Here is a 19,032-nt window from a genome sequence, read left to right as displayed (position 1 = left end):
GCGCAGCTAACAGACACCCCGGCGTGCATGCTCATACATTCTCGTGCATAATTCTCAACGTGTCCAAGGTGCTCACTTCACTTCCCGCCGGCGAACGCGTCGGCATCGCCTTCTCCGGTGGTCTCGACACCTCCGTCGCGGTCGCGTGGATGCGTGAGAAGGGCGCTGTGCCCTGCACGTACACCGCGGACATCGGCCAGTACGACGAGCCCGAGATCGAGACCGTCCCCGGTCGCGCCGGCACGTACGGCGCCGAGATCGCCCGCCTCGTCGACTGCCGCGCCGCGCTCGTCGAGGAAGGCCTCGCGGCACTCGCCTGCGGTGCCTTCCACATCCGCTCGGGTGGCCGGGCGTACTTCAACACGACGCCGCTCGGGCGCGCGGTCACGGGCACCATGCTCGTGCGCGCCATGCTCGACGACGACGTGCAGATCTGGGGCGACGGCTCGACCTACAAGGGCAACGACATCGAGCGGTTCTACCGCTACGGGCTGCTCGCGAACCCCTCGCTGCGCATCTACAAGCCGTGGCTCGACTCCGCGTTCGTGACGGAGCTGGGCGGCCGCAAGGAGATGTCCGAGTGGCTGCTCGAGCGCGACCTGCCGTACCGGTCGAGCGTCGAGAAGGCCTACTCCACGGACGCGAACATCTGGGGCGCGACGCACGAGGCCAAGTCGCTCGAGCTGCTCAACGAGGGCATCGAGATCGTCGAGCCGATCATGGGCGTCAAGTTCTGGGACCCGTCGGTCGAGATCGCGACCGAGGACGTCACCATCGGCTTCGACCAGGGCCGCCCGGTCACCATCAACGGCAAGGAGTTCCACGACGCCGTCGACCTGGTGCTGGAGGCGAACGCGATCGGCGGCCGCCACGGGCTCGGCATGTCCGACCAGATCGAGAACCGCATCATCGAGGCCAAGAGCCGCGGCATCTACGAGGCGCCCGGCATGGCCCTGCTCTACATCGCCTACGACCGGCTCGTGAACGCGATCCACAACGAGGACACCGTCGCGGCCTACCACAACGAGGGCCGCAAGCTCGGCCGGCTGCTGTACGAGGGCCGCTGGCTCGACCCGCAGTCGCTGATGCTGCGCGAGTCGCTGCAGCGCTGGGTCGGCGCCGCGGTCACCGGCGAGGTCACGCTGCGGCTGCGCCGGGGCGACGACTACTCGATCCTCGACACGTCCGGCCCGGCGTTCAGCTACCACCCGGACAAGCTGTCGATGGAGCGCACCGAGGACTCGGCGTTCGGCCCGGTCGACCGCATCGGCCAGCTGACCATGCGCAACCTCGACATCGCGGACTCGCGCGCCAAGCTGGAGCTCTTCGCGGGCCTCGGCATGGTCGGCACCCGCCAGTCGGCGCTCATCTCGGCCCAGCCGGAGCCGACGCAGCTGATCGGCGACGTGCCGGACGGCGGCGCGGAGGCCATCGCCTCGCGCGGTGAGGTCTCGGAGGCCGACGAGCTGCTCGACGCGGCGGCCATGGAGTTCGGCACGGACTGACGGTGGTGGGGGCGGGGAGACCCGCCCCCCCGCGGTCAGGTCTGGGGCCACATCGAGTAGATGACGTTGTCCTCGTCCGCGCACACGACCTGCGGCATGATCCCCTCGGGCACCTGGTTGCAGGACATCGGCCCGATCTCGACCGCGGGCAGCCCGGTCTTCGGGTCCGCGCGCTGGGCGTAGTAGTCGAACAGCACCGCCCCGGCCTGGTCGCAGTTCAGCCGTCCCGCCGGGGTCTCCACCACCACGGCGAGCATCGGCTTGCCGAGCGCGCCGGTGAAGGTCTTGTCGCAGAACTGCGACGGCAGGCTCTCGTACTGGTCGAACGGCACGTCGCCGAGCGCGTTCGCCTTGGCCTTCGTCGTCGTGGTGGTCGGCGCGGCCGCGGTCGTCTCCTCCGAGGTGGACTGCTGGGCGGGCTCCCCGGTGCTGGGCGTGCCGGTGACGTTCGGTGCGCAGCCGGTCACGAGGACGGCGAGCAGTGCGGCGGTGATCGAGAACCTCATGCCCCCGAGGTCGGTGTCACCCGCGAAGTCGTTACCCCGATAGTGTTACGGCTCGTGTCGATCGACGCTGACCGGGCCAGGCCCGCCGTCCTGCTCAACCCGCTCGCAGGCGATCCCACGGACGCCGACAGCCACATCGGCGGCCCGCTGCTGTGGCCGATCGACGAACCGTGGCCCACGTGCGACGGCACGACCCACGACCCCGCGAGCGGCGCCGAACCGTTCGTCGGCGCCGTGCAGCTCTACCGGCGCGACTACCCGGAACTGCCGTTCCCCGAAGGCGCCGACCTGCTCCAGGTCTTCCTCTGCACCCTGCACCACGAGCTCCCGCACGCGCACGGCCCGGACGTGCGGCTGGTGTGGCGCGACTCCTCGACGGTCGTCGAGCTGATCGAGGAGGAGCCGGAACCGTCGGTGCAGGAGGAGCTGTACGTCCCGACGGTCAACGCGCTCGAGCCGATCCGCTACACCGAGCACGCGGACAAGGTCTCCGGCGGCACGAAGATCGGCGGCTTCACGCCGTGGCAGACCGAGCCCGTCGAGTTCCCGTGCCCGGACTGCGGTGCGGCGCAACGGCAGACGCTGTCGCTCGGGACGCACGAGCCGTCCGGTGAGGACGTCGAGTGGGAGTTCGGCCGCGAGGGCAACCTGAACGTCCTCACGTGCGCGAAGGACGTCCGGCACACGGTCACCGTGCACGTTGACTGAGCCGCCCTCGATCGGCGGCCGTCCGGTTCCCGGCATCGAGGACTGGGTGCGGCCGGTCGTCGTCCTCAACCCCGTGCCGGGCTCTCCGACGGCCGCCGACAGCCACCTCGGCGGTCCGTTCCTCTGGCCCGCCGCCGAGCGGTGGCCGTGGTGCGCGGACACGGCTTTCGCGGCCGCCGCGCAGTTCTACCGGCGCGACTTCCCGGAACTGCCCTTCCCGGAGGGGACGGACCTGCTGCAGGTGCTGTTCTGCCCGGAGCACTACCAGGACGACGCCGGCGTCCGGTTGTCCTGGCGGGACGCCGCGGCGGTCGGCCCCGTGCTCGGCGAAGTGCCGCGGCCGGTCTACCGCGCGCCGGAGGGTCCGCCGCGGCCGATGCTCTTCGCCCCCCGTCCGCACGGCCGAGCACCCCGGCCTCGACGACCTGCCCGACGAGGTGCTGGAGCCGTTCTCCGACGACGAGGACTTCGACCGCGACGACTGCGACGAGTGGCCGGTGCCGGCGACCGGGTCGAAGATCGGCGGCTGGACGAACTGGTGGCACACCGGCACGTCCGCGCGGCCCTGTGCCGAGTGCGGGGCGCCGTGGCGCCAGGCGCTCGCGCCGGCCACGAAAGAGCAGCCGCCCGGCCAGGCCGCCGGGTGGCTGCTCGGCGACCACGGCGCGCTCAACGTCTTCCTGTGCTCCCGGGACGCCCTGCACCCCGTCAGGATCGTCGTCGACTGAGCGCCGCCACCCCGGCCAGCAGCACCAGCAGGACCCCGGCGAACCACGTCATCACGCTCACCGGCGCCAGGTACCGGCTCGCCAGCCCGATCGACAGCGACGGCACGCTCAGCCCGAGGTAGGCGACGAAGAACAACGTCGCCAGCGCCTCGCCCCGCCGGGCCGAAGCCGCCGTCGCCGCCACCGCCCCGATCGACGCCTTGAACTGCACGCCCGCGCCGATCCCCGCGAGCGCACCACCGACCAGGAACACCGGGAAGCTCACCGCGTACATCGAGGCGACGACCAGCACCACGCCCACGGCCTGCCCGCCCAGTCCGAGCGCGCGCCGGACACCCGCCGACAGGCCGCCGGTCACCGTCTGCGCCACGGCCGCGCCGCCGAACACGAGGAACACCACGAGACCCGCCAGCAGCCGGGACGGGTGGTGCAGCTCGCCCGCGACGAAGCCCGGCGCGACGGACGTGAAGACCCCGAACACGGCGAACGAGGCGAACGCGCCCGCTCCGGCGGCGAGGTAACCGCGGCGGTCGCCGTGGTCGGCGCTGATCCGCTGCGGGCGGTACGGGACCCGGCGGCGGTCCACCGTCTCCGGCGTGAGGGCGACGGCGGCGACGCTCACCACGAGCAGCACCGCCAGCACGACGTACGGCGTGCTCAGCGGGGACGGCGCGTACTGCGCCAATGCGCCGGAGACCAGGGCGCCGACGCCGAGGCCGCCGATGTTCGCGGCCGTCGAGACGACCTCGAACCGGCGCGGGCCGGCGCCGGGGCGGTGGCGGGTGTGCAGGTCGTGCAGGTAGGCGGTGGCGGTGGCGGCGATCATGCCGACGCCCAGGCCGTTGATCGTGCGCGCCACCACGAGGACCGGCAGCGAGGTGCCGGTGAGGAACAGCAGCGCGGAGACGATCTCCAGGCCCAGCGCGGGGATCAGGATCGTCTTGCGGCCCGCGTGGTCCGAGAGGTGGCCCGCGAGCACGATGCTGATCACGACGCCGACCGCGAACGCCGCGAACACGACGGTGATCGCGAACGTCGAGAAGCCCTCCCTCGCGACGTAGAGCGGGAACAGGGGAGCGGGGACGGTCGAGTAGGCCATCGCGACGAGGAACGTGAGGGCGACGGCCCAGAAGCCACGGCCGTGGTGCTTGCTCGTGACGGGGTGTTCGGCGGGCCTGTCGAGGACCAGGGACATGTCCCCACCTTGCGGGCCAGCAAGCATCACGTCCAACGAAACTTGGAGCTGACGATCATCACTTTCTGAGATACTCCCTGGTGTGGACGTTCGTCAGCTGGAGTACTTCGTCGCGGTAGCGGAGGAGGGCAGCTTCACCCGTGCCGCCGCCCGCGTGCACGTCGTGCAGTCCGCCGTCTCGGCCGCGGTCAAGATCCTCGAACGGGAGCTCGGCGCCACGCTGCTCGACCGCAACTCCAAGCGCGTGCTGCTCACCGACGCGGGCGAGGCGCTGCTGCCGAAGGCCCAGGCCGTGCTCGACGCCGTGGTCGAGGCGCGGGACGCCGTGGCGCAGGCACAGGGCGGGCTGACGGGCACGGTCCGGCTCGGCACGCTCACCTCGGTGGCGCTGATCGACCTGCCGGCGCTGCTCGGCGAGTTCCACCGCCGCCACCCCGGGGTGCTGGTGCGCACGAACGCGTCCACGTCCGGGTCGCTCGGGCTCGTCGACCTGCTGCTCGACCGCAGGCTCGACGTCTCCTTCGTGTCGCTGCCCGGTGAGGTGCCCGACGGGATCGTGGTGGACGAGCTGGCGCACGCGGTGATGAACCTGGTCGTGCCCGAGGACCACCCGCTGGCCGCACGGGACGAGGTGTCCATCGCCGACCTCGCGGGGCTCGACTTCATCGACTCCCCGCTCGGCTACGGCAACCGGGCCGTGGCCGACCGGGCGTTCGCCGCCGGCGCCGTGCCGCGCCGGGTGACCGTGGAGATGGCGGACATCTACACGGGCGTCGACTTCGTGCGGCACGGCCTCGGCGTGGTGCTGCTGCCCGACTACGTGATCGGGTCCGCGCCGGGGGTGAGGACGCTCACCGTCACCGGCGCGGACCTGCGCTGGCCGCTCGGGCTCGCCTGGCCCGCCGGCCGCCGGCCGAGCGCGGCGACCAGAGCTCTGATCGACGTGGTGCGCGAGGTGTTCGGGCGGTAGGTCAGCGGGCGCAGGTGAAGCTGGCCGCGCTGTCCGGGTCGCCCGAGCGGTACCGCGGCCAGCCGGGGTACTCGCACAGCGGACGGGTCCGGTCGTGCGCGTTGTCCGCGACCACGGGCTCGCGCGGCGACCGTCCACTGTCGACCCAGCGTTCGAGCGCGGTGAGCGAGTCCCACCCGGCGGCGAACGACGGCGTGCCGAAGTTCGCGTGGTTGGCGCCCGGGATCAGGTAGTACCGCAGGAACTTCTCGGTCGTGCCCGGCCCGAGGAGGGCGCGCACCCGCTCGTAGTAGTCGTTGGTCGAGCGGTGCGACACGAGCTCGTCCGCGTCGCCGTGCAGCAGGACCAGCTTGCCGCCGGAGCGGGCGAACGGACGCAGGTCCACGTCGTTGCGGTCCTGGATCCGCGACAGCTCGCTGATCCGGCCGAGCCACCTCCCCGGCCGCAGCGGGTCGAGGTCGAGCGAGTCGAAGGAGGGGTCGCGGGTCAGGAAGTACCTCACCCACTGGTCCCAGTACTGCATGCCGTAGCCGGCCGTCGCGGGCATCGGGTGCGCGGGCGGGGTCGTGCCGAACCCGAGGAACGGCGTGCGCATGTCCGCGCCCTGCAGGAACGGGAACCCGGGGTAGTGGGTCTCGCCACTCGCGACCCGGTACGGCCACCGCAGCGGCGTCGACATCGCCGTCACGGCACCGATCTGGGCGTCCGACAGGCAGGTGGGGCCCGTGTCCGCGCCATCGGGGCAGCGCAGGACACGGGGGTCGAAGTGGCACGCGCGCTGGTGCGAGACGACCCCGTCGCGCAGGCCGTCGAGGCCGTCGCACGCGTTGATCACGCTGTCGTACAGCAGCTTCTGCTTCTCCGGGCCGGGGAACGCGCCGGGCCGCGCCAGCACCTGCGTGAGGTGACCGAGGTAGAGGCCCTCGGCGAGGTTGTTCCACGCGGGATAGCCGGAGATCACGCCGTCGAACGCGTGCGGCCACCGCTGCGCGACGACGAGCGCCTCACGCCCGCCCGTCGAGCCGCCCGCGAAGAACGCCCTGGTCGGTGCGCGCCCGAAAGCCTTGCGAATCAGGAACATGTTGGCGTCGTAGGTCTTCTTCAGCGCGTCACCGGCGGCGAAGTTCTGCAACGCCTCGTCGTTCAGGCCGAACGACCCGTCCAGCGACGGCACCGAGCCCGGACCCTGCTGGTGGCCGGAGTCGCTCGCGAACGTCGCGTACCGCCGTGCCAGCGGAGCCGGGGCGTCCGCGGCGGCGAACGGCACGTTTCCGGTCAGTGCGGGGATCGTGCCGTTGTAGCCGCCTCCGCCGAACATCATCGCCTTGCGGTTCCAGCCGTCCGGCAGGGCGAGGCGGGTCTTGATGGCCGGTGCGGCCGGGTCGACCGGGAAGATGTCGGTGTCGACCTGGCACAGCTCGATCGTCTGTCCACTCACGACGGTGGTGGTCCTGGCGGCGGCCCGGACCAGCCCACCGGTGGTCGGCAGGCTGATGGCCGAGGCGGGGATCCTCACCTGGTCCAGCGCGGCGCACGGCGTCGCGGCCGTGGCGGGAGCGGGGGTGGCGCCCGGCAGCAACACCGCGGCGGCCAGCACGAAGGCGGTCTTCACAGCGGTCGTCCTCTCAGCGGTAGAGGTGCGTGCCGGGCACGGCCCGGGGATCCGCGCGGACCTCGGCGGGGTTCGTCTCGGGCAGGAACCACGCGCTGACGAACGTGATCAGCCCCATGAGCGTGATGTAGGCGGCGACGAGGACGGTGCTGCCGGTCTCCGCGATGAGCGCGGTCATGAGGAACGGCGTGCCACCGCTGATGATGATCGCCGACAGCTGGTAGGACAGCGACGCGCCGGAGTAGCGGACGTTCGGTGCGAACAGCTCGCCCAGGAAGCTCGCGATCGGGCCGTACGTGAGGCTCTGGAAGATGAACCCCGTCACGACCGCGATGAAGATCAGCGGCAGCGACCCCGTGTTCACGAGCCCGAAGTACGGGAAGCCCCACAGCGCGACCCCCAGGCCGCCGATGAGGATCAGCGGACGCCGTCCGATCTTGTCGGAGACGTGCCCTGCCCACGGCAGGACCGCGAGCATCGCCACGGAACTGAGCAGCACCACGGTGAGCAGCCCGTTGCGGTCGAGCTTCAGCGACGTCGTGCCGTAGTTCAGCAGCCCGGCGATGCTGACGTAGAAGAGGCTGTTGGTGGCGGACAGGATGCCGCAGGCGAGCAGGATCGTGCCCCACCGGGTGCGGATGACCTGGGCGAGCGGCGCCCGGACCACGGCGCGCTCGGGCCGCGCGACCTCGTTCTGCAGCTCGCGGAACTCCGGCGTGTCCTCCACTTTGGACTGGATGTACATGACCACGCCGAACATCACGATGCTGATCAGGAACGGGATCCGCCAGCCCCAGCTGAGGAACGCGTCGTTCGGCATCAGCGCACTCGCCGCCACGAAGATCAGGTTCGAGATGATCACGGCCACGGGAACGCTGGTCTGGCCGAACGTGCCGGCGAACCCGCGCCGTTTGGGACTCGCGGACTCGGTCAGCAGCAACATGATCCCGCCCCACTGGCCGCCCGCCGCGAGCCCCTGCAGGAACCGCAGCGTCACCAGCAGCACCGGCGCCAGCACGCCCACCGACGACGCGCTGGGCAGGCAGCCGATCAGGAACGTCGCGGCGCCCATCAGCGCGAGGCACGTGACCACGACCGGCTTGCGCCCGTACTTGTCGCCGAAGTGCCCGGCGAGCACCCCGCCGACCGGCCGCGCCACGAAGCCCGCCCAGAACGTGCTGAACGCGAGCAGCGTGCCGGTCAGCGCCGACGACTGCGGGAAGAAGACCTTGGGGAACACCAGGGCGGCCGCGGTGCCGTAGAGGAAGAAGTCGTACCACTCGATCGAGCTGCCGATCAGTCCCACGGTCAGCAGCTTGCGGAAGCCGCGCCGCCGGGTCGCTGACTGCTCTTCCGGCTGGGCCACAGGGGTTGCCATACGTGCCGCCTTCGTCGATGAACCGGCAGGTGATGACGGCCAATGCTAGGGCGGCGACCCCGCGTGGCTGAGGTCTGGATCACACACCCTCACGCTCAGTTCGGTGGGACTTTCCACCACCACCGGGTGGGTCAGAATGACGGGGTGACCATCGACCCGAGCGAGTCGCACGAACTGGTGCGCCGGCAGCGCGAGCTGGCGTCGTTGTACGCCACGGCCAAGTCGCTCACCGCGCTCGGCGAACTGGACGACGTGCTGCAGTCGGTCGTCCGCCACGCCCACGACCTGATGGGCACCGACTTCACCTACCTCTCGCTGGTCGCGGACGGCCGGCTGTCGGCCCGCGCGGCGGAGGGGACGATCTCGGCGGCGTTCCTCAGCGCGACCATCCCGTCCGGCGTCGGGCTCGGCGGCAAGGTGCTCGCCACCCGGCGGCCGCAGTGGGTGCCCAACTACGCCGCCTCGACGCTGATCGACCACGACGCGGACTTCGACCGGCTCGTCGGCACCGAGGACCTGGTGGCGCTGCTCGGGGTGCCGCTGGTGATCCGGGACGAGGTGGTGGGCGCGCTGTTCGCCGCGTACCGCTCCGAGCGGTCGTTCCACGCGGGCGAGATCGCGCTGCTGAGCGCGTTCGCCGACCACGCCGCCGTCGCCCTCGACAACGCCCGGCTCTACGAGGAGAGCCGGAAGGCGTTGCGGGACCTGCGCGAGCACGTGGCCGTGGTGGAACGGGCGCAGGCGATCCACGAGACCCTGACCGGCGTGGTGCTGGAGGGCGGCACCCCGGACGACGTGGCCGACCTGCTCGCCGGGCAGCTGGGCGGGACCGTGGTCGTGCTCGACCGGGCCGCCGGGCCGTGCTCCGGCCGCGTCACGACCACCGTGGACGCCGACGGGACCGCGCACAGCGTGGCCCCGATCCGCGCGGGCGACAGCCACCTCGGCGCGTTGTCGTGGAGCCGGAAAGCCCTGGCGGAACAAGGGGTCTCCGACGAGATGGACCTGCGCACCCTCGAACGGGCCACGCACATCCTCGGGTTGCTCATCCTCAAGGAACGCGCGGTGGCCGACGCGGGCGAACGGCTCAGCGGCGAACTGCTGACCGAGCTCATGGTCGGCAGCCCCGGGATCAGCCCGGCGCGGCGCTCCCGCCTGCAGGCCCGCCACCTCGACCCCGACCGGCTGGACCTGGTCCTCGTCGCGGACTCGCCCGCGTCGTCCCCGGCGGAGCTCGCGCGGCACCTGCACGACATCGCCAGGGACGGCGGGGGACTCGCGGGCGAACACCTGGGCCGCGCCACCATGATCGTGCCCGCCGGGGACCGCACCGCCGAGGAGGTCCACCGCCGGTTGCGTCGCGCACTGGGCGCGTCCGTCCTCGTGGTGGGGGAGAAGGCGGCGCACCACGACTGGTCCCGCGCCTTCGCGCTGGCGAGCCGGTGCGCCTCGGTCGTGCGGGCGCTCGGGCACACCGACCGGGGCGTGACGACGGGCCGGTACGCGTTGTTCGCGCTCGTCTTCGACCCGGACCGCGCCGGTGAGCTCGACCGGTTCCTCGCCGCCACGGTGGGACCGCTGGCCGAGTACGACCGGCGGCGCGGCACGGACCTCGTCGGCACGGTGAGCGCCTACTACGACCACCGTGCGAACGTCGCGGCCACAGCGCGCGCGTTGCACGTGCACGTCAACACGTTGCTCAAACGGCTGGACCGGGTCGGCGACGTTCTCGGCGCGGACTGGCGCGCCGAGAACGACCTGGAACTGCAGCTAGGCCTGCGCCTGCACCGGTTGCGCGCTCTTTAGGTCCCGCAGGGCGGCCTTGGACAGCTTGCCCGTGCCGGTCTTCGGCAACGCGGCCCGGAACACGACCTCGTCCGGCAGCCACCACTTCGCGACCATCGGCGTGATGTGTGCGAGCAGGTCGTTGCCCGTGGCGGTGCTGCCCTCGCGCAGCACGACGTAGGCGACCGGCCGTTCGTCCCACCGCGGGTCCGGCCGCGCGACCACGGCGACCTCCACGACGTCCGGGTGGGACGTGAGCGCGCTCTCCAGCTCGACCGACGAGATCCACTCGCCGCCGGACTTGATGAGGTCCTTCATCCGGTCGACGAGCCGGACGTAGCCGTCGGCGTCGATGGTGGCGAGGTCCCCGGTGCGCAACCAGCCGTCGGCGGTGAAGCTCGCAGGCGACTCGACCTCGTAGTAGCCGCCCGCCACCCACGGTCCCGCCACCTGGAGCTCGCCGATCGCCCGCCCGTCGCGCGGCAGTTCCTCGCCCGTCTCGACGTCGCCGATCCGCAGCGACACCAACGGCAACGGCTGGCCCTGCGCCGCCCGAACCGCCGTCCGCTCCGCCTCGGTCCCATCCCGGTGCTGGGTGCGGGTGCCGCCGATCGTCCCGACCGGACTGATCTCCGTCATGCCCCACGAGTGCGTGATGGGCACGCCGAGCGCGGCCCGGTAGGTCTCCGACAGCGCCGGCGCGATCACCGAGCCGCCGCCGAGCAGGAACCGCGTGGCGTTCAGGTCGCGTGACGGCAGGTGCGGCGCCAGACTCGTCCAGACCGTCGGCACCGCACCGGCGACCGTGACACGTTCGGACTCCATCAGTGCCAACAGGTGCACGGGATCCGAGGAAGGCCCGGGAAGCACCAACGACGCGCCGGTCATCATCGCGCCGTAGGGCAGTCCCCACGCGTTGGCGTGGAACATCGGCACGATCGGCATCACGACGTCGCTCTCGCACAGGCCGATGAACCCGGCGGCGAGCGTGCCCAGGCAGTGCAGAATCGTCGACCGGTGGCTGTACAGCACGCCCTTCGGCGGACCGGTCGTGCCGGAGGTGTAGCAGAGACCGGACGCCAGGTGCTCGTCGGCGAGCGTGAAGGTGTCCTCGAACGAGCCGGCGAATGGTTCCGCGGCGTCGACCAGGTCGTCGTAGTGCAGCACGCGGGGATCGGCCGGGATCTCCTCGCCGCTGTCGTCGGGCAGCACCACCCAGTGCCGCACGGTCGGCATCCGGTCGGCGCTCGGCCAGATTCGCGGCAGCAACGCGCGGTCGACGAACACCACGTCGTCCTCGGCGTGGTTGACGATGTACTCGAGGTGCTCCGCCGAGAGCCGGATGTTGAGGGAGTGCAGCACCCGCTTGGTGACCGGCACCGCGAGGTACAGCTCCAGGTGCCGCCGGGTGTTGGTCGCGAACGTGGCGACGCGCGCGCCGGCCGGCACGCCCAGGGCGTCGAGCGCGGTGGCGAGGCGTCGGGTGCCCGCGGTGACGTCCGCGTACGTGACCCGCTCGACGCCGGCCGTCACGACCTGCTTGTGCGCGTACAGCCGCTCGGCCCGCTCCAGCACGTGCGCGAGGGTGAGCGGCCGGGGTTGCATCAGCCCGTCCATGGGAAGTCACGGTAAGTGAGCTCCTCGGCGGGCATGAGGGTGGAAACGTCCACTGGTTCCCGCGCCGCGGCGGCGCTTTCCCACACCTGTTAGGCCTCGCACGCCAGCGTTTCCGCGCGGTGGGTCTTGCACGCCAGCGTTCTCACACCGGACGGGTCTCGCACGCCGGCGCTTCCCGCGCCCGGCGAGCCCTGCACGCCGGCGTTCTCACACCAGGTAGGCGTCGTACGCCAGCGTTTCCCGCGCCCGGCGAGCCCTGCACGCCAGCGTTCTCACACCGGACGGGCCTCGTACGCCGGCGTTTCCCGCACCCGGCGAGCCCTGCACGCCGGCGTCCTCACACCGGACAGGCCTCGCGCGCCGGCATCTCCCACACCCGACAAGCCTCGCCCACCGGCGTACTCACCCCCGGTATGCCTCGCACGCCAGCGCCACCAGGTCGGTGAGGTGCTGCGGCGGCTGGTCCTTCCACCACGCGAGCCACACCGCGATCGGCGGCGCGTCCACCACGGCCCGGTACGCCACACCGGGCCGCGGGTTCAGGCTCGCCGTCGCCTCCGACGTCATCCCGACGGCCTGTCCCGCCGCGATCAGCGTCAGCCACTCGTCGACGCTGTGCGTGTTGCGCACGACGGCCGGTGCCTTGCCGGGCTGCCACAGGTCCAATGTGGTCGTGCCGGTGCGGTCGTCGACCGCCAGCGAGTACCGCGCGAGGTCCGCGAGCTTGAGCGAACGCTTGCGCGCCAACGGGTTGTCGGTCGCGACCACGCCGTAGCGGCGTTCGGTGCCGAGCAGCGCCGTCTCGAACCGCGCGTCGTCGAGGGCCTTGCGCAGGACCGCGACGTCGGCCGTGCCCTCGGCTAGTCCGGCGGTGAGCGAGTTCGACTGCACGAACACCAGCGGCAGCCCGGGGTGCTTGCCCGCCCACGCCTTCTGCACGCGCCGGGTGTGCTTGCCGAGCGCCGCCCAGGCGTAGCCGATCCGCAGCTCGGTCAGCGACTGCGAGGCGATCCGGTGCAGGTGGGCGACCTCGTCCAGCACCCGGCGCGCGCCTTCGAGCACCTGCGTGCCGACGGCGGTGAGAGCGATGTGGCGGGTCGAGCGTTGCAGCAGCCGCACGCCGAGCGCCGCCTCCAGCGCGGCGACCGAGCGGGACACCGAGGCCTGGGTGAGCTCCAGTTCCCTTGCCGCGTCGGTGAACGTGCCCGCGTCGACCACGGCCACGAACGCCCGCACGTGTCGCAGATCCATGCGTCCAGCGTATAGGTGACGCGGCTGATGCATTTCCCGTATCAACGGCGCGGACGCAGGCTGGACGGCATGAAGAGCCTCGGTGGATTCGCCACGATCACGGCCAGCGCCGCCAGCAGCCAGCTGGGTGCGGCGGTGGGCGCGCACGCGTTCGCCTCGATCGGCCCGGCCGGGGTCGTGGCCGTGCGGCAGTTCGTCGCGGCCGCCGTGCTGCTGCCGGTCGCCCGCCCCAACCCGCGCACCTTCACCTGGGCGCAGTGGTGGCCGACGATCGCGCTCGGCGTCGTGTTCGCGACGATGAACCTGAGCCTCTACACCGCCGTCGACCGGATCGGGCTGGGCCTCGCCGTGACGCTCGAGGTCCTCGGTCCGCTCGGTGTCGCGCTGGCCGGGTCCCGCGCGAAACGCGACTTCCTGTTCGTGCTGATCGCGGCCCTCGGCGTCTACGTGCTGGTGCTGCCGGGGCCGTCGAGCGACTGGCTCGGCATCGGCGCTGGGCTCCTCGCGGCGGCGAGCTGGGCCGCGTACATCCTGCTCAACCGCCTGGTCGGGCAGCGGCTGCCGGGACTGCAGGCACCGGCGGCGGCGACGAGCGTGTCCGCGCTGCTCTACGTGCCGGTCGCGGTGTTCCTGATCGTGCAGGGGCACTTCACCGGCATGGCGGTGCTCTACGCGGTGGCGGCGGGCGTGTTCTGCAGCGTGGTGCCCTACGCGGCCGACGTGATCGCGTTGCGCAAGGTGCCGGCGCGGCTGTTCGGACTGGTGTGCAGCGTCCACCCGGTGCTCGCCGCGCTGGCCGGTCTCGTGCTGCTGGGAGAGACGCTCGCACTGCACCACTGGACGGGCATCTTGCTCGTCGTCACCGCCAACGCACTCGCCGTGACTTGCAGCAAGTGGTCTGGATCACCTACCGTCGACCCTGAAATGTGAATCCAATTCACTTAGCGGGGTGCTCATGCGGACGAAAGTCTTGACGGTGGTCGCCGCACTCGTCGGTGCGGCGCTGGTCAGCGGACCGTTCGCCTGGGCGGAACCCGAGCCGTACCTGGTGGGCCGGGGCATCTCCGACGTCACCGGCCCGGCCGCCGAGAACGGCATGATGGGCTACTCGAAGTTCGACCAGAAGACGTCGGGCATCCACCAGCGGCTGCGGTCGCGGGCCTACGTCGTGGTCGACCGGGCCACGAGCAAGCGCGTCGCGTACGTCAACGCCGACCTCGCGATGATCTTCCGCGCGGTCCAGGAGGGCGTGCTCACCAAGCTGCAGGCCAGGTACGGCAGCACCTACACCCGCGAGAACCTGCTGCTGTCCGCCACGCACACGCACAGCGGTCCCGGCGGCCAGTCGCACAACCTCGCCTACAACCTGTCGATCCTCGGACTGCAGCCGCAGGCGCTCGCCGCCGTGGTCGACGGCATCACCGAGTCCGTCGTCGAGGCGCACGAGGACCTCAAGCCCGGCTCGATCAGCCTCGGCGTCGGCGAACTGACGAACGCGTCGGTCAACCGCTCGCGCGTCGCGTTCGACCGCAACCCCGACAAGGGCGCGTTCCCGGCGGGCATCGACCCGCAGATGACCGTGCTGAAGTTCAAGCAGGGCGCGGAGAACGTCGGCGCGATCAGCTGGTTCGCCACGCACAACACGTCGGTCACCAACGCCAACACGCTGATCAGCCCGGACAACAAGGGCTACGCGGCGTACCAGTGGGAGCACGACGACGAGGGCGTGCGCTACCTCGACAACACGGCGGGCTTCGTCGCGGCGTTCCCCAACACCAACGCCGGTGACATGTCGCCGAACCTCAACCTGAAGCCCGGTTCCGGCCCCACCGAGAACGAGTGGGAGAACGCGCGGATCATCGGCGAGCGCCAGAACCGCAAGGCGCAGGAGATCTACCGCGGCCCGCAGTCCGCCGTCTCGGGCGGGGTCGACGCGCGCATGCGGTTCGTGGACATGTCGACCGTGCAGGTCGACGGCCGGTTCACCAGCGACGGCAAGGCGGGCACGACCTGTTCCGGTGTGGTCGGCGCCTCGACGATCGCCGGCAGCATCGAGGACGGCCCGGCGATCCCCGGCTTCTCCGAGGGCATGCAGTCGCCGTGGAAGAAGCTCTTCGAGCCGCTGCAGATGGAGGTCCCGCAGTGGCTGCGGGACTGCCAGTTCCCCAAGGCCTCCCTGGTGCCGACCGGCCTGATCGGCGCGACGCCGAACATCGTGCCGCTGCAGCTCGTCCGCATCGGCCAGCTGCACCTCGTCGCGGTGCCCGGCGAGGTCACGATCACCGCGGGCCTGCGCATCCGCAAGGCCGTCGCCCAAGAAGCCGGTGTACCGCTGCAGAACGTGCTGATCCAGGGCTACGCCAACGACTACAGCCAGTACGTCACCACGCCGGAGGAGTACGACTCGCAGCAGTACGAGGGCGGCTCCACCCTGTTCGGCCGCAACACGACCCCGGCCTACCAGCAGGAGTTCGGCAAGCTCGCCGCGTCCATGAGGGCCGGGTCCGCGCTGCCCGCCGGGCCGATCCCCACCAAGCCGCCGTTCACCGAGATCAACCTGCAGACCGGCGTCGTGCTCGACGACAAGCCCGCGGACAAGAAGTACGGCGATGTGCTGACCTCGCCGAAGTCGTCGTACGGGCGCGGCGAGACCGTCACGGCCGTGTTCGTCGCCGGGCACCCGAAGAACAACCTGCACCGCAACCACACCTTCCTGGAGGTGCAGCGGCAGGTGAACGGCCAGTGGGTGCGCGTGCACGACGACGGCGACTGGTCGACGCGCTACCAGTGGCAGCGGGTGGGCATCGCCTTCTCCAACGCCACGATCACCTGGCAGATCCCGGCGGACACGCCCGCGGGCACCTACCGGATCGTGCACCACGGCGACGAGAAGTCCGGCTGGACCGGCAAGATCACCGGCTTCACCGGGGCGACGGCGAGCTTCACGGTCGCCTGACGGACCACCGGGGAGGGCGGTCCTGCCCTCCCCGGTGACGGCACAGTGAGACATCACCTTGGTAGGGTGGGGTGATGGCCAGGTGGTACCCCGGAACGGAAGACCGGCTCAGGCAGGCGGCGCTCGACCTGTTCGCCGAGCACGGCTACGACGACGTGACCGTCACGCAGATCGCCGAACGGGCGGGCATCACCCGCCGCTCGTACTTCCGCTACTTCCCGGACAAGCGCGAGGTGCTGTTCGGCGGCTCGGAGGCGCTGCCGCCCGCGATCGCCGAGGCGGTGCTCTCCTCGGCCGAGCAGACGCCGCCCGCCATCGCCCTGGACGCCGCCCGGCGGGTCGGCGCCCTGTTCGTGGCGCGCGTGGACCGGACGGCGGAGCGGCGCGCGGTGATCGCGTCGAGCCCCGAGCTGCAGGAACGCGAGCGCACCAAGAGCGCCGTGATCACCGCCGCTCTCCAAGAGGCGCTGAAGAAGCGCGGCGCCGCCGAGGACGAGGCCCGGCTGGTCGCGCGCCTGGTCACCGTGTGCTTCCAGGAGGCGATCGAGCGCTGGAGCGAGACGGGCGAGGACTTCGACGCCTGCCTGGACGCCGTCAGCGCCTCGGTGCGCGCGGCGGCGGAGGTATTCCCGGACGCCGTGAGGCGGTAATTACGTTGTGCGCGATTTAATCGCGCACTAGCTTTATGGCATCACCCCGGAACGCCAGGAGGAAGCCATGAAGCGCCCCGTCCTCGAACCCGCCGCCGCCGAGTTCGCCGCCGCCACCGCCCAGCCGCCGTTCCTGTTCGACCTCGCCCCCGAGGAGGGCCGCAAGGCCGTCGACGAGGTGCAGTCGGGCGCCGTCGACAAGCCCGAGGTCGACGAGCAGTGGGTCGAGCTGGACGGCTTCAAGGTCCGCGTGGTCCGGCCGGCGGGTCTCGACGGACAGCTCCCGGTCATCCTCTACATCCACGGCGCGGGCTGGGTCTTCGGCAACGCCCACACCCACGACCGCCTGGTCCGCGAGCTCGCCGTCGGCACCGGCGCCGCCGTGGTCTTCCCGGACTACTCGCTCTCGCCCGAGGCCCGCTACCCGGTCGCGATCGACCAGAACTACGCCACCGCCCGGTGGATCCAGAGCGCCGGCGCCTCCCACGGCCTCGACCCCTCGCGCGTCGCCGTCGCCGGTGACTCGGTCGGCGGCAACATGGCCGCAGCGCTCACGTTGCAGGCCAAGGAACGCGGCGACGTCGAGCTGAAGGCCCAGGTCCTCTTCTACCCGGTGACCGACGCGTCCTTCGACACCGACTCGTACCTGCAGTTCGCCGAGGGCTACTTCCTGCGCCGCGACGGCATGCAGTGGTTCTGGGACCAGTACACGACGAACCCGCAGGAGCGCGCCGAGATCACCGCGTCCCCGCTGCGCGCCACGCTCGACCAGCTCGCCGGCCTGCCGCAGGCGCTCGTGATCACCGCCGAGGCCGACGTGCTGCGCGACGAGGGCGAGGCCTACGCCGACAAGCTGCGCCAGGCCGGTGTGCCCGTCACGGCCGTCCGGTACGCCGGGGCGATCCACGACTTCGTGATGCTGAACGCGTTGCGCGGCACGCACGCCGCCGAGGCCGCGATCAACCAGGCGACCGCGTTCCTGCGCAACGCCCTCAAGGGCTGACCAGCGCGTAGACCACCAGCGCCGTCACGACGACAAGAACACCGAACACGAGCACGATCCGAAGCCATCGCACGCCGGTTCTTCCGGCAGCGGTGGCTTCGACGTGCGCTCCGGGCTGGTAGGCCGCGGTCGGGATCCCCCCGGTCGACTCCGGGTCGTAGTTGATCATCCCTCGGCCCACCACCGGCCACGGCGGTTCGGCGGACGTGCCGGTCTCGTCAGGCTTCTCGGCCATCACGGCCACCCCTTCACCTGGGCGAGCTGCACGCACCACGCCGCCACCTCGACCAGCAGCAGGACGAGCCCGGCCACGAAGCACCACTGCAGCTTGCGGAGCTTCCTCTCGTTGTCGGTCAGCCACTGCTCGAAGTCCGTCGCGAGGTGCCGCCGCATCGAGTCCAGGTCGTGCCCGAGGTCGACGGCGCGGAGCAGCCGCGAGGCGCTCGACAGGAACGTCCACCGCCACACCGGCGCACAGACCACCAGCGCCAGCACGAGCACCCCGGTCATCGCGGTGATCGCGACGACCGCGGCCACACCCCAGTGCGGGCCCTGCAGGGCCGTGCCGACGAACGAGGAACTGACCAGGGCCGCGCCGGCCAGCAGCAGGGTGACCCGCGAGCGGAGGTTGTCGAGCGCGCCCTGCTGGTAGCCCAGCGCGCGCAACGACTCCGAGAACACCAGCTCGAGCCGTCTGTCCGGCTCTCCGCCCGTCACCCGTCCATGATGCGCCGGTGGCGTCAGCCCCGCTGGGTCTTCGCCACGTGGAACGGCGTGCCCTGCTGGCAGGTCGTCATCGCCCCCGGATCGGGCCGCCCCGTCACCTCCACCACGGCGCCGGCCACGGCGATCGCGGGGTCGGCGCCGAGCAGCAGGTACTGCGCGGTCTCGTTGCTCAGCAACAGGCATCCCGACTCGACTCCGGCCGAGATCGTGCCACGCACCACCGTCGTGCCCGGCTCCAGCGCCCGCGAGGGCGTCGGCAGCGTGGGAACCGGCTGCGTGGGAACCGGCAGCGGGGTGGACGACGGCGGCAACGGCGCCGGGAGGCTCGGTGTGGTCGTGTCGGTGGTGGGAGAGCTCGACGCCGGTGCCTCCGGGGGAGGAGGCACCTGACCGCACGAAGCAAGCACCAGACACAGCAACACGGCCGCTAACCCGCGCATCT

18 protein-coding genes are annotated in these 19,032 nt (G+C 71.4%); 9 read left to right on the top strand and 9 right to left on the bottom strand.

Features of this window, described 5'->3' with window-relative positions; genetic code table 11:
• Positions 1 to 59: 59 nt before the first annotated feature.
• The gene (argG, locus tag ABZX02_RS17340; protein ID WP_355299225.1) at positions 60 to 1,505 is read left to right on the top strand and encodes an argininosuccinate synthase; all 1,446 of its coding nucleotides are present in this window, start codon (positions 60 to 62) and stop codon (positions 1,503 to 1,505) included.
• Positions 1,506 to 1,540: 35 nt separating this feature from the next.
• Here the strand turns inward: argG and ABZX02_RS17335 are convergent, their stop codons facing one another.
• Positions 1,541 to 2,011: a hypothetical protein gene (locus tag ABZX02_RS17335; protein WP_355299223.1), complete on the bottom strand. Its 471-nt coding sequence runs from the start codon at positions 2,009 to 2,011 to the stop codon at positions 1,541 to 1,543.
• 54 nt (positions 2,012 to 2,065) lie between these two features.
• Here ABZX02_RS17335 and ABZX02_RS17330 point away from each other — a divergent pair, with 54 nt between their 5' ends.
• Positions 2,066 to 2,719 carry a hypothetical protein gene (locus tag ABZX02_RS17330; protein ID WP_355299221.1) on the top strand — a complete coding sequence of 218 codons (654 nt, stop codon included), beginning with the start codon at positions 2,066 to 2,068 and terminating at the stop codon, positions 2,717 to 2,719.
• Between the two features lie 437 nt (positions 2,720 to 3,156).
• Complete coding sequence (locus tag ABZX02_RS17325) at positions 3,157 to 3,447, top strand: hypothetical protein (RefSeq protein WP_355299219.1); 291 nt, start codon at positions 3,157 to 3,159, stop codon at positions 3,445 to 3,447.
• On the opposite strand, the gene ABZX02_RS17320 is transcribed toward ABZX02_RS17325, so the two are convergent.
• Positions 3,428 to 4,642 carry an MFS transporter gene (locus tag ABZX02_RS17320; RefSeq protein ID WP_355299217.1) on the bottom strand — a complete coding sequence of 405 codons (1,215 nt, stop codon included), beginning with the start codon at positions 4,640 to 4,642 and terminating at the stop codon, positions 3,428 to 3,430. The two genes, ABZX02_RS17325 and ABZX02_RS17320, sit on opposite strands and share 20 nt — an antisense overlap.
• An 82-nt stretch (positions 4,643 to 4,724) precedes the next feature.
• Between ABZX02_RS17320 and ABZX02_RS17315 the strand changes: the two genes are divergently transcribed.
• A complete protein-coding gene (locus ABZX02_RS17315; protein ID WP_355299216.1) occupies positions 4,725 to 5,612 on the top strand; it encodes a LysR family transcriptional regulator in 888 nt (295 codons plus the stop codon).
• 1 nt (position 5,613) lies between these two features.
• Here the strand turns inward: ABZX02_RS17315 and ABZX02_RS17310 are convergent, their stop codons facing one another.
• Positions 5,614 to 7,224 (bottom strand): tannase/feruloyl esterase family alpha/beta hydrolase, encoded by a 1,611-nt coding sequence (locus tag ABZX02_RS17310; protein ID WP_355299214.1) that lies wholly within the window; start codon positions 7,222 to 7,224, stop codon positions 5,614 to 5,616.
• Between the two features lie 13 nt (positions 7,225 to 7,237).
• The gene (locus ABZX02_RS17305) at positions 7,238 to 8,602 is read right to left on the bottom strand and encodes an MFS transporter (protein WP_355299212.1); all 1,365 of its coding nucleotides are present in this window, start codon (positions 8,600 to 8,602) and stop codon (positions 7,238 to 7,240) included.
• A gap of 144 nt (positions 8,603 to 8,746) precedes the next feature.
• Here ABZX02_RS17305 and ABZX02_RS17300 point away from each other — a divergent pair, with 144 nt between their 5' ends.
• On the top strand, positions 8,747 to 10,408 hold the full coding sequence (locus tag ABZX02_RS17300; RefSeq protein ID WP_355299211.1) for a GAF domain-containing protein: 1,662 nt from the start codon (positions 8,747 to 8,749) through the stop codon (positions 10,406 to 10,408).
• Here ABZX02_RS17300 and ABZX02_RS17295 read toward each other — a convergent pair.
• Positions 10,373 to 12,004 carry a long-chain fatty acid--CoA ligase gene (locus ABZX02_RS17295; protein ID WP_355299209.1) on the bottom strand — a complete coding sequence of 544 codons (1,632 nt, stop codon included), beginning with the start codon at positions 12,002 to 12,004 and terminating at the stop codon, positions 10,373 to 10,375. The genes ABZX02_RS17300 and ABZX02_RS17295 overlap by 36 nt on opposite strands.
• A gap of 402 nt (positions 12,005 to 12,406) precedes the next feature.
• Positions 12,407 to 13,255, bottom strand: coding sequence for a LysR family transcriptional regulator (locus tag ABZX02_RS17290; RefSeq protein ID WP_355299207.1), 849 nt, complete (start codon positions 13,253 to 13,255; stop codon positions 12,407 to 12,409).
• A gap of 69 nt (positions 13,256 to 13,324) precedes the next feature.
• Between ABZX02_RS17290 and ABZX02_RS17285 the strand changes: the two genes are divergently transcribed.
• The 4 genes from ABZX02_RS17285 to ABZX02_RS17270 all read left to right on the top strand — a co-directional run bounded on the left by ABZX02_RS17285 (position 13,325) and on the right by ABZX02_RS17270 (position 17,864).
• On the top strand, positions 13,325 to 14,185 hold the full coding sequence (locus ABZX02_RS17285; RefSeq protein WP_355299205.1) for an EamA family transporter: 861 nt from the start codon (positions 13,325 to 13,327) through the stop codon (positions 14,183 to 14,185).
• Between the two features lie 25 nt (positions 14,186 to 14,210).
• Entirely contained in the window at positions 14,211 to 16,211 is a 2,001-nt protein-coding gene (locus ABZX02_RS17280) for a neutral/alkaline ceramidase (protein ID WP_355299203.1), read from the top strand.
• Positions 16,212 to 16,285: 74 nt separating this feature from the next.
• Positions 16,286 to 16,861, top strand: a complete 576-nt coding sequence (locus ABZX02_RS17275) for a helix-turn-helix domain-containing protein (RefSeq protein WP_355299201.1) — start codon at positions 16,286 to 16,288, stop codon at positions 16,859 to 16,861.
• 67 nt (positions 16,862 to 16,928) lie between these two features.
• Positions 16,929 to 17,864, top strand: a complete 936-nt coding sequence (locus tag ABZX02_RS17270) for an alpha/beta hydrolase (protein WP_355299199.1) — start codon at positions 16,929 to 16,931, stop codon at positions 17,862 to 17,864.
• Here the strand turns inward: ABZX02_RS17270 and ABZX02_RS17265 are convergent.
• Genes ABZX02_RS17265 through ABZX02_RS17255 form a run of 3 tightly spaced genes read right to left on the bottom strand, consistent with a single transcriptional unit; the run spans position 17,854 to position 19,030 of the window.
• On the bottom strand, positions 17,854 to 18,099 hold the full coding sequence (locus ABZX02_RS17265) for a hypothetical protein (protein ID WP_355299197.1): 246 nt from the start codon (positions 18,097 to 18,099) through the stop codon (positions 17,854 to 17,856). The two genes, ABZX02_RS17270 and ABZX02_RS17265, sit on opposite strands and share 11 nt — an antisense overlap.
• Positions 18,099 to 18,581, bottom strand: coding sequence for a hypothetical protein (locus tag ABZX02_RS17260; protein ID WP_355299195.1), 483 nt, complete (start codon positions 18,579 to 18,581; stop codon positions 18,099 to 18,101). The genes ABZX02_RS17265 and ABZX02_RS17260 overlap by 1 nt, the downstream gene beginning before the upstream one ends.
• A gap of 23 nt (positions 18,582 to 18,604) precedes the next feature.
• Complete coding sequence (locus tag ABZX02_RS17255) at positions 18,605 to 19,030, bottom strand: hypothetical protein (RefSeq protein ID WP_355299193.1); 426 nt, start codon at positions 19,028 to 19,030, stop codon at positions 18,605 to 18,607.
• Positions 19,031 to 19,032: the final 2 nt, after the last annotated feature.

The sequence above is a fragment of the Lentzea sp. NPDC003310 genome (assembly GCF_040610935.1).
In the GTDB taxonomy this organism is placed as follows: Bacteria; Actinomycetota; Actinomycetes; order Mycobacteriales; family Pseudonocardiaceae; genus Lentzea.
This window is presented reverse-complemented; position numbering and strand designations above follow the sequence as displayed.